General features: G+C 73.9%; 14 protein-coding genes and 1 pseudogene. 2 read left to right on the top strand and 13 right to left on the bottom strand.

Going from position 1 to position 15,930, the window contains the following annotated elements; all coding sequences use genetic code 11:
• From FVA95_RS19085 to FVA95_RS19050, 9 genes and pseudogenes are all read right to left on the bottom strand, one after another.
• A partial coding sequence (locus FVA95_RS19085) for a sigma factor-like helix-turn-helix DNA-binding protein (RefSeq protein ID WP_193564260.1) occupies window positions 1–217 on the bottom strand: 217 nt, incomplete at its 3' end.
• 74 nt (window positions 218–291) lie between these two features.
• Window positions 292–1,140, bottom strand: a pseudogene (locus FVA95_RS19080) (acyl-CoA dehydrogenase family protein); the annotation flags it as partial.
• Window positions 1,141–1,324: 184 nt separating this feature from the next.
• Complete coding sequence (locus FVA95_RS33960; protein WP_350590274.1) at window positions 1,325–1,396, bottom strand: putative leader peptide; 72 nt, start codon at window positions 1,394–1,396, stop codon at window positions 1,325–1,327.
• A gap of 163 nt (window positions 1,397–1,559) precedes the next feature.
• Window positions 1,560–2,678 carry a dimethylsulfone monooxygenase SfnG gene (sfnG, locus tag FVA95_RS19075; protein WP_043276063.1) on the bottom strand — a complete coding sequence of 373 codons (1,119 nt, stop codon included), beginning with the start codon at window positions 2,676–2,678 and terminating at the stop codon, window positions 1,560–1,562.
• Window positions 2,679–3,006: 328 nt separating this feature from the next.
• Window positions 3,007–4,977, bottom strand: coding sequence for an amino acid transporter (locus FVA95_RS19070; RefSeq protein ID WP_240051596.1), 1,971 nt, complete (start codon window positions 4,975–4,977; stop codon window positions 3,007–3,009).
• 240 nt (window positions 4,978–5,217) lie between these two features.
• The gene (locus FVA95_RS19065; RefSeq protein ID WP_149665402.1) at window positions 5,218–6,726 is read right to left on the bottom strand and encodes a tripartite tricarboxylate transporter permease; all 1,509 of its coding nucleotides are present in this window, start codon (window positions 6,724–6,726) and stop codon (window positions 5,218–5,220) included.
• 16 nt (window positions 6,727–6,742) lie between these two features.
• Window positions 6,743–7,276 (bottom strand): tripartite tricarboxylate transporter TctB family protein, encoded by a 534-nt coding sequence (locus tag FVA95_RS19060; protein ID WP_149665401.1) that lies wholly within the window; start codon window positions 7,274–7,276, stop codon window positions 6,743–6,745.
• Window positions 7,273–8,271 carry a tripartite tricarboxylate transporter substrate binding protein gene (locus FVA95_RS19055; RefSeq protein ID WP_240051595.1) on the bottom strand — a complete coding sequence of 333 codons (999 nt, stop codon included), beginning with the start codon at window positions 8,269–8,271 and terminating at the stop codon, window positions 7,273–7,275. The genes FVA95_RS19060 and FVA95_RS19055 overlap by 4 nt, the downstream gene beginning before the upstream one ends.
• Before the next feature lie 219 nt (window positions 8,272–8,490).
• Window positions 8,491–9,525: a tripartite tricarboxylate transporter substrate binding protein gene (locus FVA95_RS19050; protein WP_149665399.1), complete on the bottom strand. Its 1,035-nt coding sequence runs from the start codon at window positions 9,523–9,525 to the stop codon at window positions 8,491–8,493.
• A gap of 216 nt (window positions 9,526–9,741) precedes the next feature.
• Between FVA95_RS19050 and FVA95_RS19045 the strand changes: the two genes are divergently transcribed.
• Together FVA95_RS19045 and FVA95_RS19040 are read left to right on the top strand one after the other, a co-directional pair.
• A complete protein-coding gene (locus tag FVA95_RS19045) occupies window positions 9,742–11,379 on the top strand; it encodes a sensor histidine kinase (RefSeq protein WP_149665398.1) in 1,638 nt (545 codons plus the stop codon).
• The gene (locus FVA95_RS19040; protein WP_149665397.1) at window positions 11,376–12,074 is read left to right on the top strand and encodes a response regulator; all 699 of its coding nucleotides are present in this window, start codon (window positions 11,376–11,378) and stop codon (window positions 12,072–12,074) included. Before FVA95_RS19045 ends, FVA95_RS19040 begins: the two co-directional genes overlap by 4 nt.
• Here FVA95_RS19040 and FVA95_RS19035 read toward each other — a convergent pair.
• From FVA95_RS19035 to FVA95_RS19020, 4 genes are all read right to left on the bottom strand, one after another.
• Window positions 12,056–13,066, bottom strand: coding sequence for an alpha/beta fold hydrolase (locus FVA95_RS19035; RefSeq protein WP_149665396.1), 1,011 nt, complete (start codon window positions 13,064–13,066; stop codon window positions 12,056–12,058). The genes FVA95_RS19040 and FVA95_RS19035 overlap by 19 nt on opposite strands.
• Window positions 13,067–13,241: 175 nt before the next feature.
• Window positions 13,242–13,553, bottom strand: coding sequence for an integration host factor, actinobacterial type (mihF, locus tag FVA95_RS19030; RefSeq protein ID WP_020621796.1), 312 nt, complete (start codon window positions 13,551–13,553; stop codon window positions 13,242–13,244).
• Window positions 13,554–13,800: 247 nt separating this feature from the next.
• Window positions 13,801–14,244, bottom strand: coding sequence for a nuclear transport factor 2 family protein (locus tag FVA95_RS19025; RefSeq protein ID WP_149665395.1), 444 nt, complete (start codon window positions 14,242–14,244; stop codon window positions 13,801–13,803).
• A 92-nt stretch (window positions 14,245–14,336) separates the two neighbouring features.
• Window positions 14,337–15,767 (bottom strand): NAD(P)/FAD-dependent oxidoreductase, encoded by a 1,431-nt coding sequence (locus tag FVA95_RS19020; RefSeq protein ID WP_149665394.1) that lies wholly within the window; start codon window positions 15,765–15,767, stop codon window positions 14,337–14,339.
• Between the last annotated feature and the right edge of the window lie 163 nt (window positions 15,768–15,930).

Below are 15,930 nucleotides of genomic sequence, written 5' to 3'. Positions count from 1 at the left end.
TCCGCGGGAACTGCGCCAACAGAGCCCGCACCTGCGGCTCGACCGCATCAGCCAGCGAACCCCGCGGGCCCCGTTCCCGCCGCGGTGGGCCCGGCGCCCGCAGCGCCGAACGCACCGTGTTCCGCGCGACTCCCAGCCGGCGGGAGATCTCCTTGATCGGGACACCCTCCGCCCGATGCAGACGACGGATCTCGGACCAGTCCTCCACCGACAACACCCCCTCAGCGTCGCCCAGAAGGGGTCAATCCCAATCCGACGTCAGGGGGTCAGTCTCAGGCCGTCGTCGACAGCCCGCTCGTGGCCGCCGTAGAGCCACGGCCGGGTCCGTGTGCGGGTGTACTCCGCGCCCGCCTCCAGGGCTCCGCGCGCGATCCCCAGGTAGAACGCGACGAACACCAGCTGGATCACCGGCACGTTGAAGGTGTTGTAGACGCGCGGGGCGAACACCTTGTCGGTGAACCCGGCGGCCGACGCCCACGGCACCCGCACGCCCGAGACCGTGACGCTTCCCGACTCCGACAGGCGCAGGCCGATGTTGTCCCAGTCGTCGCCGTAGACGATGCCCTCCTGGGCGCTCGGCACGATGGCGAACACGTGGGTGTCGGTGTTCTCGATGACGCCCTCCAGCACGGTCACGTCGGAGACCCGGCTGCCGGTGGAGAAGCTCTTGCGCCCGTCGTAGACGAGCTCTTCGCCCTCGTCGCGGATGGTCAGGTCGTCGTCGCGGGGGTTGACCGCGCCGCCGAAGAACCAGCGTTCGCGGGTCGCCTGTTCCTCGACCGCCGCGATCTGCTCGGGCGTGCCGACCAGGCGCGCGGCCCAGAACCACAGCAGGTGGTAGCCGAGCAGCTGCCCGATCGAGCCGTCGCCGGCCGCGACCTCGCGGATCACCCGGTAGGCGACGGTCCAGTCCTGGCCCCCGCCCCCGTGCTCGACCGGGCCGAGCAGGGTGACCAGGCCGGAGGCCTTCAGCAGGGCGACCTCGGCGTGCGGGGTGGCGCCGGCGCGCTCGCGGGCGGCGGCGTCGCGGGCCAGGACGGCGCGGACCTCGCCGGCGCGGGCGATCCAGCCCGCGGCGTCGGTGGGTACGGGGTCCCAGGACTCGGTCACGGTCTCGGGACGGATCTCGGTGGTGGTCATGGGTGACTCCTCGTCGTGCAGGGAGCCGGGCTCCTCGACGGCACGCCACAGGGCGCCCGGGTGCGGGCGCGCCACGACGGTGCGCGGGGGAGGGGACCCGGCTGCGGGAACGGTGCCGGGCGATCACCGGCGGGACGGACGCCCGCCGGCCGTCACACGCGGAGAGGTGCGACGGGGATGCCGGTCAGCGACAGAGCGAGGAGGTCACACGCGAGAGGTCGACGTGGCGTCGACGGGTGAGCTCGGTGAACAGCACGGTCCCAGTGTTCGGGTAGGTCACCGCGGAAGTCAACGAGACGTTCCCGGAAATGGGACGCGGCGCGGGATGTCCGGTCAGGACGGTCCCCGGGGACGCGGACGGGCCCGGCGACGACGGTCGCCGGGCCCGTGCGGGCAGGTTGTCGGTCGGACGCCGCCGGTCAGACGGCGGTCAGCTGCGGCTCGCGGGCGGCGAGCTCGGCCTCCTTCTCCCGGATGATCGGGAGCACCTTCGCGCCGAAGTACTCGACCTCCTCCTGGAAGTGCAGGAAGCCGAGCAGCAGCAGGTTCGCGCCGCGCCGCTTGTACTCGATCGCGCGGTCGGCGATCTGCTCCGGGGTGCCGATGAGCTGGGTCCGGAAACCGTCGTTGTACTGGACGAGGTCCTCGAAGGAGGAGTCGGCCCACATGCCGCGCTTGTCGCCGGTGGAGTTGCCGGCCTGCTGGACGGCGTCGCGGAAACCCTCGACGGCCGGCCGGTTGGCCTTCTCGATGATCTCGCGCAGGGTGTCCCTGGCCTCCTTCTCGTCGTCGCGGGCGATCATGAAGCCGTTGAGGCCGAACCGGACCGGCTGCAGGCGCTCGGCGGTCTTCGCGTGGCCGAGGACCTCCTCGACCTGCTCGGAGAAGCCGTCGTAGTCCTTGCCGTTGGAGAAGTACCAGTCCGACACGGTGCCGCCGTTGTAGCGGGCCGCGGTGGAGTTGCCGCCCTGGAAGATCTCCGGGTGCGGACGGCCCGGGACGTCGAGCGGGCGCGGCTTGAGGTCGAAGTCGCGGATCCGGTAGAAGTCGCCGGCGAACTCGGCGCCGCCGTCGGAGGTCCAGATCTCGCGCAGCACCCGGATGAACTCGTTGCTGCGGCGGTAGCGCTCGTCGTGCTCGAGCCACGGCTGGCCCATCGCGGTGAACTCGGCCTTCAGCCAGCCGGAGACGACGTTGACCGCGAGCCGGCCGTTCGTCAGGTGGTCGGCGGTGGCGACCCACTTGGCCAGCACCGAGGGCTCCCACAGGCCGGGGTGGACGGCGGCGATCACCGTGAGCCGTTCGGTGGCCAGCCCCAGCGCGAGGGAGAACGCGGTGGCCTCGTGCTGGTGGTCGGCGCCGTAGCTGGCCATGTAGCGGATCTGGGACAGCGCGTACTCGAAGCCGTTGTTCTCGGCGGTCTGCGCCAGCTTCTTGTTGTACTCGAAGCCCCAGTCGGTGCGCTGTTCGATGGTGCTGGTGACCAGCCCACCGGAGACGTTCGGGACCCAGTACGCGAACTTCAGCGGCTCCTGGATCCGGGTGTTGGGCGTGGTGTCGAGAGCATCGGACACGGGAGACTCCTCGGGGGTGTGCCGGGCACGGCAGACGGGCGCACGACGGCGCCGGAAAGAGAGGAAAGAGGGAGGAAACGGACCTGCGGTGACGCGATCAGCGACAGGCCTGGCTCACGACGACGAGGTTGTCGACGTGACGGCGTCGGGTCAGCAGGAAGCCGGTCACGGTCCCACCGAACCCGCAGAGCCGGTGGGTGTCAACCGGATGCCGGGGAGATCACCGCGGGGCCCTCGTCGAGATCTGCGGGAACGTCGTCCGCGAGACCCACGTCGGCCACCACGGGCCGCCCTAACCGACGTGCACCACGGGGCGCCGGGCCACGTCGGGCTCGGCCTTCCGCAGGATCTCCCGGGTGATCGGCGCGACCTCGCCGACGCCGGTGAACAGGTACCGGCCGAAGTGGCGCACCGGGTTGCTCTCGGTCCAGTCGAAGTAGGCGTGCGGGGCGGTGCCGGTGACGTCGCGCAGGTGCAGCAGCAGCGCGGCGATCGCGTTCGGGACCGAGGGCGCCGACGTCGTCAGCACCCGGTAGGGGCCGCGCCGCTCGCCGCGCACGGTGATGCCCGACTCGAACTCCGACGGGTCGGTGACGGTGACCTCGACCAGCACCACCCGGTCGGGGTCGGGGATGTGGTGGTCCTCGGTCTCCTCGGCGAGCTTCTCCCGGTACTCCTCGTCGCGGGCGACGCTGTCCCGCTCGCCGGGGCGGGGCTCGTGCGCGACCAGGCGCAGCGGCCGGCCGGAGCCGGAGCACTCGTCGAGGAACCCGCGGGCGGTGTCGTCGAGGGTGACGTCGGTGACCCGCAGCTCGAACGCGCGCAGGGTGCGCGACAGCAGCGACACCACCAGGATCCCCGCGATGAAGCAGGCGGCGATCTTCACCCCCTCCGGCCGTTCGACGACGTTCGCCACCGTCGTGTAGACGAACACGAGCGCGATCAGCACGAACGCGACGACGGCCGGGCGGCTCCCGGTGCGCCGCACCGACAAGGCGACGGCGACCGCCGCGGAGGTCATCAGCACCAGCACGCCCGTGGCGTAGGCCCCGCCCTGGGCGTCGACGTCGGCGTCGAACAGCACGGTCACCCCGAACGCGACGACCAGCACCACCAGGACCAGCGGCCGCGCGGCCCTGGCCCAGGACGGCGCCATGCCGTACCGGGGCAGGAACCGGGGCACCAGGTTGAGCAGGCCCGCCATGGCCGAGGCCCCGGCGAACCACAGGATCGCGATCGTGGACAGGTCGTAGACGGTCCCGACGACGTTCCCCAGGTCGCGGTGGGCCAGGAACGCCAGCGCCCGGCCGTTCGCCTGCCCGCCGGGGGCGAACTCCGACTCGGGGATCAGCAGCACGGTCACGACGCTGGAGGTCACCAGGAAGGTGCTCATGATCAGCGCGGCGACGGTGAGCAGCCGCCGGGTGCCCGCGATCCGGCCCTCCGGGCGGTCCTCGGTGTCACCGTCGCGGCCGCGGACCAGCGGCATCACCGACACCCCGGTCTCGAACCCGGACAGGCCCAGCGCGAGCTTGGGGAACACGATCAGCGCGATCCCCACCATCAGCAGCGGGTCCGGATAGCGGGACACGAGCAGCGCCGACCAGTCCGCGACGACGTGCGGCGCCGCGACGATCCGGACCAGCCCGTCGGCCACGACGACGGCGTTGAGCACCAGGTAGACCGCGACCAGTGCGACCGCGATCCGGATGGCCTCGGAGAACCCGGCGAGGAACACCCCGCCGAGCAGCGCGAGCAGCAGCAGCGTGATCAGCACGTTCTGCCCCTGCAGCGCGGTGGGCGCCAGCGGGTTCTGCACCAGGTGCGCGGTGGCGTCGGCCGCGGACAGCGTCATCGTGATGAGGAAGTCGGTGGCCGCGAACCCGAGCAGGACCAGGACGAACACCTTGCCGCGCCACCCGGGCAGCAGCCGCTCCAGCATCGCGATGGAGCCCTCGCCGTGCGGGCTCTCCCGGGCGACGCGGCGGTAGACCGGCAGCGCGCCGAGCAGCGTCACCGCGACCAGGACCAGGGTGGCGACGGGGGAGAGCACGCCGGCGGCGAGCGCCGCGATCCCCGGCTGGTAGCCCAGCGTCGAGAAGTAGTCGACGCCGGTCAGGCACATGACCTTCCACCAGGGATGGCGCGGGTGCTCCGGCTCGGGCCGGGTGTGCGGCCCGTGCCGTTCGGGCCGGTGCGCGTCCTGCAGGAGCCAGGAGCCCACCCGGTCGCGGACCCGCCGCGGGGTCTTGGTGATCGCCACCGGCCCAGGATTGCGCCACGACACGGTCGGCGCCGTTCCTGCGTCCCGTTCGTCCGTTTCCGCCGGAGTGGCCGTCGCCAGCCGTGAGGTGATCCGCTGTGCGCGCGGTGATCCGTCGCGCGCGTGCGTCCGGACGCACGCGGCGAACGGATCACCGCGCGCACCGTGGGCAGCGCTGTCGTGCCGACGACGCCCCGCGGCCGGTGCGGCCGCGGGGCGTCGTCGGGGTCGCCGTCCGGGTCAGACCGTCTCGGACTCCCGGTCGCCGCGCTGGGCGCGGACCGCGCGGAGCACGACCGGGGCGACCAGCAGGATCGCGATCAGCGAGTACACCACGACCGCCAGCGGGGTGGAGACCAGCGTCGTGACGTCGCCGTCGGCGATCTGCAGGGCGCGACGCAGCTGCAGCTCCGTATCCGGGCCGAGGATGACCCCGATGATCGCCGGCAGCACCGGCAGCCCGAACCGGCGCATCAGGAACCCGATCCCGCCGATCGCGAGCAGCACCAGCAGATCGACCGGCTGGCCGGACACCGCGTAGGCGCCGACGCAGGCGAAGAACAGGATCCCCGCGTACAGGTACGGCCGCGGGATCCGCAGCAGCTTCGCCCAGGCCGGGGCGAGCGGCAGGTTCAGCACCAGCAGCATGACCAGGCCGATGAACAGGCTCGCGATGAGCGTCCAGACCAGGTCCGGCTCCTTCTGGAACAGCAGCGGGCCGGGCTGGATGCCGAACTGCTGGAACGCGGCGAGCATGACGGCGGCGATCGCCGTCGTCGGCAGGCCGAGGGTCAGCATCGTCGCCAGCGTCCCCGCCGACGACGCGCTGGCCGCCGACTCCGGCCCGGCGACGCCCTCGATGGCACCCTTCCCGAACTGCTCCGGGTGCTTCGACAGCTTCCGCTCCGTCACGTACGCCATGAACGTCGACATCTCGGCGCCGCCGGCCGGGATCGAGCCGAAGCCGAACCCGATGAACGGTCCGCGCAGCCACGGCTTCCAGGTGCGCCGCAGGTCCTCGCGGCCCAGCCACGGACGGCCGACCGGGATGACCTCCTGCGGGCGTCGACGCAGGTGGGCGGCCACCCACAGCGCCTCGCCGATCGCGAACAACCCGACCGCGACGATGATGACGTCGATGCCGTCGGCCAGCTGCGGCACCCCGAAGGTGAGCCGCGGCTGCCCGGAGATCGGGTCGAGCCCGACCAGGCCGATCGTGAGGCCGAGCGCGAGCGCGGCGAACCCGCGGACCCGCGAGGCGCCCAGCACGTCGCTCACGGCGACGAAGGCCAGCACCATGATCGCGAAGTAGTCCGGGGCGCCGATGTCGACGGCCACCGAGGCGATCAGCGGGGCGACCAGGACCAGCCCGGTCACGCCGACGATGCCGCCGATGAAGTGCCCGATCGCGGCGGTGGCGAGCGCCTGGGCGCCGCGCCCGGACTTCGCCATCGGGTTGCCCTCGATGGCCGCCATCACCGACGCGGACTCGCCGGGGGTGTTGAGCAGGATCGACGTCGTCGACCCGCCGAACATGGCCCCGAAGTAGATGCCGGCGAACATGATGAACGCACCGGTCGGGTCGAAGGCGTAGGTCACCGGCAGCAGCAACGCCACCGCCATCGCCGGGCCGATGCCCGGCAGCACGCCGATCGCGGTGCCGAGCAGCACCCCGAACGCGGCGAACAACAGGTTCTGCGGGGTCAGCGCGTGCGCGAACCCGTTCATGAGCAGGTCGAACGTGCCCATCAGCACTGCACCTCGGTCATCCCAGAACCCCCATCAGCGGGCCGCCGGGCAGGTCGACGCCGAGCACGGCGTCGAACAGCACCCAGGTCAGCAGGGAGACCCCGGCGGCGATGCCGAGGTCGCGGAGCACCGCGCGCGAGCCGAGCGCGTAGGTGGCGCCCGCGAACAGGACGGTCCCGGCGATCGGCCACCCGGCGAGCGGGATGAGCGCCGCCGTCGCCACGATCACCCCGGCCAGCATCCCGACCGTGCGCAGGTCCATGGCGGTGTCGAGGTCGACGTCCTCGCCGCCCTCGGCCTCGCCGCGGCCGCCGCGCAGGACGTCGACGGTCAGCAGCGCGGCCAGGACCAGCAGCGCCGCGCCGAGCACGAACGCGACGGTGCGCGGCCCGAGCGGGTCGGACGCGGTGCCGCCGCCGCCCTCGGCGAGGGTGTCGCCGAGCACCAGCAGGCCGGTGAGGGCCAGCAGCACCGACACACCCAGCTCGGAGTGCTCGGACCACCAGGAGCGGGCGGTCCCGGTGTTCCCGGTGTCCCCGATGGTCGTCACGTCAGCCCCAACCCGGTCAGCACCCGCTCGACGCGGGCGTCCTCGTCGGCCAGGAATCGGCCGAACTCGGGCCCCGGCAGGTAGGCGTCCTGCCAGCCGTTGCGTGCCAGCACCTCGCGCCACTCCGGCGTCGTGTGCAGCTCGGCGTAGGCGCGTTCCAGCTCCGCGACGCCCTCGGGGTCCAGCCCCGGCGGCGCCACGACGCCGCGCCAGTTGGTGAACTCGACGTCGATGCCGGACTCGCGCAGTGTCGGCGCGTCGAGGCCGGGCACGCGTTCGCCCGCGGTCACCGCGAGCACCCGCAGGTCGCCCGAGGCGATCTGGTCGGCGAACTCGCCGAGCCCGGACACCCCGAACGCGACCTTGCCGCCGAGGACCGCGGCGAGCAGCTCGCCGCCGCCGTCGTAGGAGATGTAGTTGACCGCGCGCGGGTCCACCCCGGCTCCCTCGGCCATCAGCATCGGGGCCAGGTGGTCCGGGCCGCCGGGGGAGGAACCCCCGCCCACCGGGGTCTTCCCGGGCGCCGCCCGCCAGGCGGCCAGCAGGTCGCCCACGTTCCGCAACGGCGAGTCACCGGGGACGACGACGATCTCGGTCTCCTCGGTCAGCCGCGCGATCGGCGTGGTCTGCTCCAGCGTGGCCGGCGAGTCGTTGGAGTACACGCTGCCGACCACACCCAGGCCCATGCTCATCACGAGCCGGTCGTCGCCGGCCTCGTTGACGGTCCGGCCGAGTCCGACCGTGCCGCCCGCACCGGGCAGGTTGAAGACCTCGACCGCCCCGGTCAGCCCGGCGTCCTCCATGGCCTTGGCCGCGCTGCGGGCGGTGACGTCGTAGCCGCCGCCGGGGGCGTTGGGGACGAGCATCCGCAGTCCGCGGAGCTGGGTGCCGTCGCCACCGCCGCCGATCGCACCGACCGCGGGCGGGACGAGCAGCAGGGCGGCCAGGACTGCCAGGACCGTGCCGACGAGAGGTCCGACCCGGGGCCGCGGCACGGGCGGCGCGGGGTCGTCCGGCGTGGGCCGGTGGTGCGAAGGCGGTTCCTGCGACTGCGGAGGGGCCGTCGACTGGGGCATGTGCGTCCGATCTCACCGTTGCGAAGCGAACGCGCTGAAGTGTGCGGGGTCACCCGACCGGTGTCTCCGTAACGACCACAACGGTCCTTGTGGTCGTTTCGGTCATCGCGGACACGGCGCCGCGCGCGGCCCGAGCGGTCAGCGCGACCGCAGGCCCAGCTCGCCCAGGACGTGCTCCACCCGCTCGTTCTCGGCGGCGGTGAACCGGGCGAAGTCCGCGCCCGGGAGCCAGGCGTCGTGCCATCCGTTCGCGGCCAGCACCTGCCGCCACTCGGGGGTGGCACGCATCGCGGCGACGGCGTCGGCCAGCGCGGCGCGGTCGGCGTCGGACAGCCCGGGAGGCGCGACCAGCCCGCGCCAGTTGCTGAACTCGACGTCCACCCCGGACTCGCGCAGTGTCGGCACGTCGAGGCCGGGCACGCGTTCGCCCGCGGTCACCGCGAGCACCCGCAGGTCACCGGTCCCGATCTGGTCGGCGAACTCGCCCACCCCGGACACCGCGAAGGCCACCTCGCCGCGCAGCACCGCCGCGAGCAGCGGACCGCCGCCCTCGTAGGACGCGTAGTGGACCCGGGCGGGCGCGATGCCGGCGCCCTCGGCCAGCAGCATCGTCGCGAGGTGGTCGGGCCCCCCGACGGTCGAGCCGCCGCCGACGGTGAGCCCGCCGGGAGCGGCGTGCCAGGCGTCGAGCAGGGCGCGGACGTCCCGGTAGGGCGAGTCCGCGGGCACGACGACGATCTCCGACTCCTCGGTCAGCCGCGCGATCGGCGTGGTGTCGGCGAGCGAGAGCGGAGTGTCGCGCGAGGCTGTCGCCCCGACCACCCCGAGCCCCATGCTCATCAGCAGCCTGCCGTTGCCGGCCTCGCCCTCGACCCGGCCGAGCCCGGCGATCCCGCCGGCACCGGACAGGTTGAACACCTCGACCGGACCGGTGATCCCGTTGTCGGACAACACCTTCGCCGCGCTGCGGGCGGTGACGTCGTAGCCGCCGCCCGGCGGGTTGGGCACGAGGATGCGCAGGTCGGACAGCGGCGGGGGCCCGCCGGTCAGCACGATCGGGACGACGACCGCGGCGAGGGCCAGCACGAGCACCGCGACCAGCGCGGCGACCGGGCCCCGGCGGGCGCGGCGGGCGGGCGGCAGCCCGCCGGGCCGCCCCACCGTCCCCACCATGCCCGCCCACCCGTCGCCGTGTCGCTGCCGTGTCGCTTCGGTGCCGCCGCCGTGCCGTTGCAGCGCCGCTGCCGTGGGAGTCTGCGCGCCCGCGGCCGGGCCGGTCCACCGAGGGTGAGCCGCGCGACGCGTCGTCGTCCACGGGCTCGGTCCCACGGATCGCGGTCCCACCGGTCGCGCGGCCGCTGCCGGGGGCACGCGCCCTACGCTGGGCGCATGCGACGGAGCGCCGGGGGGACCGGAGGGCCACTGGCCCGCCAGTTCCTCGTCTGGCAGCTGGTGGTCGTGGTCGTGCTGCTCGGCGCGGTCGCGGCGCTGGCCGCGGTGCAGTCGTCGGAGTCGTTCCGCGAGACCGAGGGGCGCCGGATGCTGTCGGTCGCCGAGGACGTCGCGTCCGTGCCGACCGTCCGCGAGGCGTTGCAGACCCGCCGCTACGACCTGCTGCCGTCGTTCGCCCGCAGCGCGGAGAACCTGTCCGGGGCCGACGAGATCGAGATCGTCGACGCCGGGCTGGTCGTGCGCACCTCACCCGACCCGTCCCGGGTCCGGCAGCGTTTCGATCCCGGCGCCAGCACCGCCCCGCGGGGCCGGGCCTGGGTCGGCAACTCCGACGGGCGCACCGTCGTCGCCCAGGTGCCGGTGATCGACGACCGGGGCGCCGTCGCCGGGCTGGTGTCGGCGGGGATCCGCGCGCCGTCGCTCTGGGAGTCCCTCGCCGGGGCCCGCGCCGAGACCGGCGCGCTGCTCGGACTGGCCCTGGGCGTCGGCGTCCTCGGGTCGCTGCTGCTCGCCCGCCGCGTCCGCCGCCAGACCCTCGGCCTGGAGCCGGACGAGATCGTCGAGCTGGTGCAGCGCCGGGAGGCGATGCTGCTCGGGATCAAGGAGGGCGTGGTCGGGCTGGACACCGCGAACCGGATCACCCTGCTCAACCCGGTCGCCCGCGAGCTGCTGGAGCTGCCCGGTGCCCGGGAGGGCGACGCCGTCGCCGACCTGGGGCTGGACGACCGGCTCCGCGAGGTCCTCACCGGCGCCGCCGACGGCGAGGACCAGCTCGTGCTGCTCGACACCCGGGCCCTGGTCCTCAACCGCCGCCCGGTCCGGATCGAGGGACGCTACGGCAGGATCGTGGGCGCCGTGGTGACCCTGCGGGACCGCACCGAGCTCACCACCCTGCAGCACCGCCTCGACGCCTCGCACACCGTCACCGACACCCTGCGTGCGCAGGCCCACGAGTTCTCCAACCGGCTGCACACCATCGCCGGGCTCACCGAGCTCGGCGAGCACGACGAGGTGCGCCGGTTCGTCGCCGGGATCGTCGCCGCCTCGGAGGGGTGGCGGCGCGAGGTCACCGCCAGCGTCGGCGACCCGGCGACGGCCGCGCTGCTCGTCGCGAAGAACAGCCAGGCCGCCGAGCGCGGCGTCGAGCTGGCGCTGGACCCGGAGTCCCGGCTCGACCCGACCGACCCCGACCACGACCCGGACCTGTCCGCCGACCTCGTGACCGTGCTCGGCAACCTGATCGACAACGCGATCGACGCGACCGCCGGGCGCGAGGGCCCGCGCCGGATCGAGATCGGGCTCGCCGGCGGCGGCGACACCGACGGCGACGAGGTCTGGATCGAGGTCCGCGACTCCGGACCCGGGATCGCCTCGGAGCTCGCCGAGGAGGTGTTCCGGGCCGGCTACTCCACCAAGGCCGCCGAGATCGGCGGCCGCGGGCTCGGTCTGGCCCTGGCCCGGCAGGCGTGCCTGCGCCGGGGTGGCACCATCGCGGTGCGGCCTGCGCCGGCCGGCAGGGCCGGTGCGGTCTTCGAGGCGGTGCTGCCGGTGGCGCCGACGGGGGTGCGGGTGTGAGGGTCCTGGTCGTCGACGACGACTTCATGGTCGCGAAGGTCCACTCCGGCTACGTGGAGCGGATCGAGGGCTGCACCGTGGTCGGCGTCGCGCACAACGGCGCGGACGCCCTCGACGCCGCCGCCCGGCTCCGCCCGGAGCTGGTGCTGCTCGACGTCTACCTCCCCGACATGTCCGGTCTGGAGGTGCTGACGCGGCTGCGCACCGGGGCCGCCGACGACCCGTTCGTGCTGGTCGTGACCGCCGCCGACGACTCCGGCACGGTCGCCGCTGCGCTGCACGGCGGGGCGCTGCACTACCTGGTCAAGCCGTTCGACTCCGCCGCGCTCGCCGCCCAGGTGCACCGCGCGACGCGGATCCGGCGCGACCTGGACCGGGTCCGCGACCAGTCCGACATCGACCGGATCTTCGGCGGCACCGGTGCCGCCCCCGCCCGCGCCCCCGGCGGCCCGGAACGGATGCCGAAGGGCCTCACCACCCCGACCGCGGAGCTCGTCGCGGGCACCCTGCGCGACCACTCGGGGACCGACGCGGAGGCGGACCTGTCGGCGACCGAGTGCGCCGAGGCCACCCGGCTGTCCCGGGTCAGCGCCCGCCGCTACCTGGAGCACTTCGTGTCGACCGGGCAGGTCACCGTACGGCTGCGCTACGGCGGCACCGGCCGCCCGGAGCGCCGCTACCGCTGGGTCGGCTGACCGGCCCCCGGTGGCGCCTGCTCCGTCTGCTGTGCCTGCTGCGCCGCCGGGACGGCCTGCGCCTGCGGTGTTGCCGGGTCGGTCCCCGCCCGCTGTGCTGCCGGGTCGGCCTCCGCCTCCGCCTCCTCGGCCTCGGCGTTGTGCTCCAGCAGCACCGCCGCGATCGGCTCGCACAGCAGGTCCGGCAGCGCGTGCCCCATCCCGTCGACGGTGACGAGCTGCGCCGCCGCCCCGATCCGCGCCGCCAGATGGTCGGCGTGCGGCGGTGGGTGCACCGGGTCCTCCGGCGCCTCGACGACGAGTGTCGGCACCGTGACCGAGCCCAGCTCGTCGCCGCGGTCCAGCCCGTCGAGGTCGGCCTGGGCATGTGCGGTGCACGGCTCGACCCGCCCGGTGTGGTCCATGATCCGCCGCTCACGTGCGGCGAACTCGGCGCCGTCGAACGGCAGCACCCCGCCGGAGACGCGCCGCCAGTACTCGACCCGCCAGGCCAGCTCCCCGGCCTCGTCGCGCGGGTCACCCAGCTCCTGCCACATCCGCCGGACGTCGCGGGTCGGGCCGGGCAGGTCGGCGTCGCCGGTGTCGAGCACCGCGGAGCACGGCAGCGCCGCGGAGCACAGCAGCGTCGCGCTGACCATGCGGTACGGCGCGTCGAGCGCCAGCAGCTGGACCAGCGTCCCGCCCAGCCCCATCCCGACCAGGTGCGCCCGGTCGATCCCACAGCCGTCGAGCACCGCGAGCGCGTCGGTCGCCAGGTCGGTGACGGCGTAGGGCCGGTCCTCGAACGCGTGGGTGGAACGCCCGGTGTCACGGTGGTCGTAGCGGACCACCCGGTGCCGCTCGCGCAGCGCCTCGACCAGCGCGTCCGGCCAGCCGTACCCGGCCGAGCCCGCCCCGTTCACCAGCAGCACCGGCGCCGCCGGCGTCGGCCGGTGCGCGGGCAGGTCCTGTACCCAGAGGGTCACGCCCGGCTCGGCCTCGACCGTGCGCACGGTGCCGGGCCGATCCACACCGGGCCGCTCCACACCTGGCCGATCCACACCGGGGCTGTCCACACCGGGCAGGCTGCCAGACCGGCACGGACGCCCCGCCGGAGCCCGGCCCGGAACGCGCGACGGCCCGGTCCGCACAGGGCGGGCCGGGCCGTCGCGAGGCGCTGGGGGAAGGTCAGCCGACCTTCTCGATCAGCGCGGCGCGCTGACGGTCGCCGAGGCCGGCGGCCCGACGCGACACGTCGATGCCGGCCTCCTCCATCACCTTGGAGACCTTCGCCGGGCCCCAGCCCGGGACGCTCTTCAGCAGATCGGCGACCTTGGTCTTGCCGACGATCTGGTCGGTCTTCGCGCGACCCAGCACAGCGGGGATGGTCTCCTCGCCGCTGGCGATCTTGTCGCGGAGCTCCTTGCGGGCGGTACGGGCCGCAGCCGCCTTCTTGAGCGCCTCGGCGCGCTGCTCCGGGGTCAGGGTGGGCAGAGCCATCGCTGACAACTCCTCTCGGTTCACGCACCCCGCTCACCGGGGTGGACTGCCATCTCCGATCGCGGTACAGACTGGCAGAGACATCGCCACGACCTGCGGGAACCCCCTCTTCAGGGCGTGTCGGGCCTGGTCGCGGCCTTCCGCGGCGCTGTTCACCGCACCCGGGCGACCGCCCGTCGCACATTCGACGAGTGGGGCTGTTGCCGCAGGTCAGCGGGATGAAGCCGCGGAAGCGGTGACGACGGGCTCACCCGTCGAGCACGGAGCGCAGTCCCGCGAGATCCCAGAGGGTCCGGACCTCGTCGATCCGGCCCTGCCGGACCCGCACCAGCTGCACCGCCAACACCTCCGCCGCGCGCCCGGTGGGGGCGAGCCCGGGCAGCAGCCACGGCAGCTCCCGGTCGTGGGTGAAGCCGACGCGGACCTCGTCGACGACCCGGCGGACGTCGACGGTGCGGGACAACCGGGTCCGGGTCAGCCCGGACGGCCGGGCACCGGCGACGGCGGCCAGGTGCGCGGCGACCGCGTCCCGGCCGTGGCCCCCGGCGCCGGTGGGCAGCTCGGTCCAGCGCACGTCGGCGGCCAGCGCGGCCGTCGCCGGGCCGGGGTCCCCCGCGTCGTAGAGCGCGCCGGCCGCGGTGTCCCAGAGCCGCGCGATGTCACGCATCAGGACCTGCATCGCCGGGGTCACCCGAGCACGGTGCCACGTCGCGAGCCGGTCCCGCACGCGACGACGCCCGGGGGCGTGTGCCCCCGGGCGTCGGTCGTGCTGCGTGAGCCCGGTCAGGCCGTGGCGGCCGGGCGCTCGTCGGGAGCCGGTGGTGTGCCGGGCGAGACCCGCGGGTCCAGCTCGGCGCGCTCGTCGGTCTCGGCGCCCAGCGGCTTCTCGGGGTCGACCGCCTTGTCGTAGGAGGCGGTGACGCTGATCAGCCGGTGCCCGCGGTAGCGGGCGTAGCGCAGCGACCGCAGCCAGTTGTAGAGCGTGCCGAACCGGTTGCCCCAGCCGATCAGGAACATCACGTGCACGTAGCACCAGATGAAGTACCCGATCCAGCCGGTGAGCTTGATGCCGCGCACGTCGGCGACGGCCTCGCGCGCGCCGATCGTGGCCATCGAGCCCTTGTCGAAGTACCGGAACGGGGCCGGGGTGGTGTCGTCACCCTTGGCCCGCGCCTTGATCAGCTTGCCGACGTAGGTGCCCTGCTGCATCGCGACCTGCGCGACACCGGGCAGCCGGTCGATGGTGGAGACCATGTCGCCGATGGCGAACACGTCGCTGCGGCCCGGCAGGCTGCAGTCCGGGTCGACCGCCAGGCGCCCGGCCCGGTCGACCTCGCCGCCGGAGGCCTTCGCGAGCAGCTCGGCCAGCGGGGACGCCTGCACACCGGCGGCCCACACCTTGGTGCGGGCGACGATGCGCTCCTCGCCGTTCGGGCCCTTGACCGTGATGGAGTCGGCGTCCATGTCGGTCGCCATGGTGTTCAGGCGGACCTCGATGCCCTTCTTCTCCAAGGTCTTGCGGGTGTAGTCCTGCAGCTTCTTCGCGAACGGCGGGAGCACCGCCGGCGCCGCGTCGAGCAGGATGATCCGCGCGGAGCGGGTGTCGATCGACCGGTACTCGCGGGGCAGCACGTACTGCGCCAGCTCGGCGAGCTGACCGGCCAGCTCGACACCGGTGGGGCCGGCGCCGACGACCACGAAGGTCATCCACGCCTGCTTCTCCTCCTCGGTGGTCGCGACCTCGGCGAGCTCGTAGGCACCCAGGATGCGCGAGCGCAGCAGCCGGGCGTCCTCGATCGACTTCATGCCGGGGGCGTGCTCGGCCCACTCCGGGTGCCCGAAGTAGGCGTGCGTGGCGCCCGCGGCGACGACGAGGGTGTCGTAGGGCAGCGCGATCCGCTGTCCGTCCGGCGCGGCAGCGTGCACGACCTTGGCATCGAGGTCGATGTCCCCGACCTCGGCGAGCAGGGTGCGCACGTTGCTCTGCTTCTTCAGCACCCGGCGCAGCGCCGGGGCGATCAGGCCGGGGGACAGGATGCCCGTCGCCACCTGGTAGAGCAGCGGCTGGAACAGGTGGTGGTTCGTGCGGTCGACGATGGTCACGTCGACATCGGCGCCCTTGAGCGCCTTGGCGGCCTGCACACCGCCGAACCCTCCGCCGACGATCACGACCTTGTGCCGGCCCTGCCGCTCGTCGTGCTCTGCCGTGCTCACCTGAGTCCGCCCCTCGTCGGTCGGTCCTGGCGCGGCGTCACCGCGCGCCTGCTCGATGGCCGGTGTCGGTCCCCGCCTCCGGACCCTGAGTCCTGGTGTCGGCGGTGGACGGCGGCCGTCCTGGCCGGTCTCCGACCGTACGAACCCTCGGCCGCCGGGGCAA

The sequence above is a fragment of the Pseudonocardia sp. EV170527-09 genome (assembly GCF_008369905.1).
GTDB lineage: Bacteria > Actinomycetota > Actinomycetes > Mycobacteriales > Pseudonocardiaceae > Pseudonocardia.
Note: the sequence above shows the minus strand (reverse complement) of the source record. Positions and strands in the feature narration are given on the sequence as shown.

Coding starts and splice junctions, on each gene's coding strand:
- FVA95_RS19065 (WP_149665402.1), bottom strand. CDS start 6,726: ATGGGCACGTTCGACCTGCTCATGAACGGGTTCGCGCACGCGCTGACC.
- FVA95_RS19050 (WP_149665399.1), bottom strand. CDS start 9,525: ATGGTGGGGACGGTGGGGCGGCCCGGCGGGCTGCCGCCCGCCCGCCGC.
- FVA95_RS19045 (WP_149665398.1), top strand. CDS start 9,742: ATGCGACGGAGCGCCGGGGGGACCGGAGGGCCACTGGCCCGCCAGTTC.
- mihF (WP_020621796.1), bottom strand. CDS start 13,553: ATGGCTCTGCCCACCCTGACCCCGGAGCAGCGCGCCGAGGCGCTCAAG.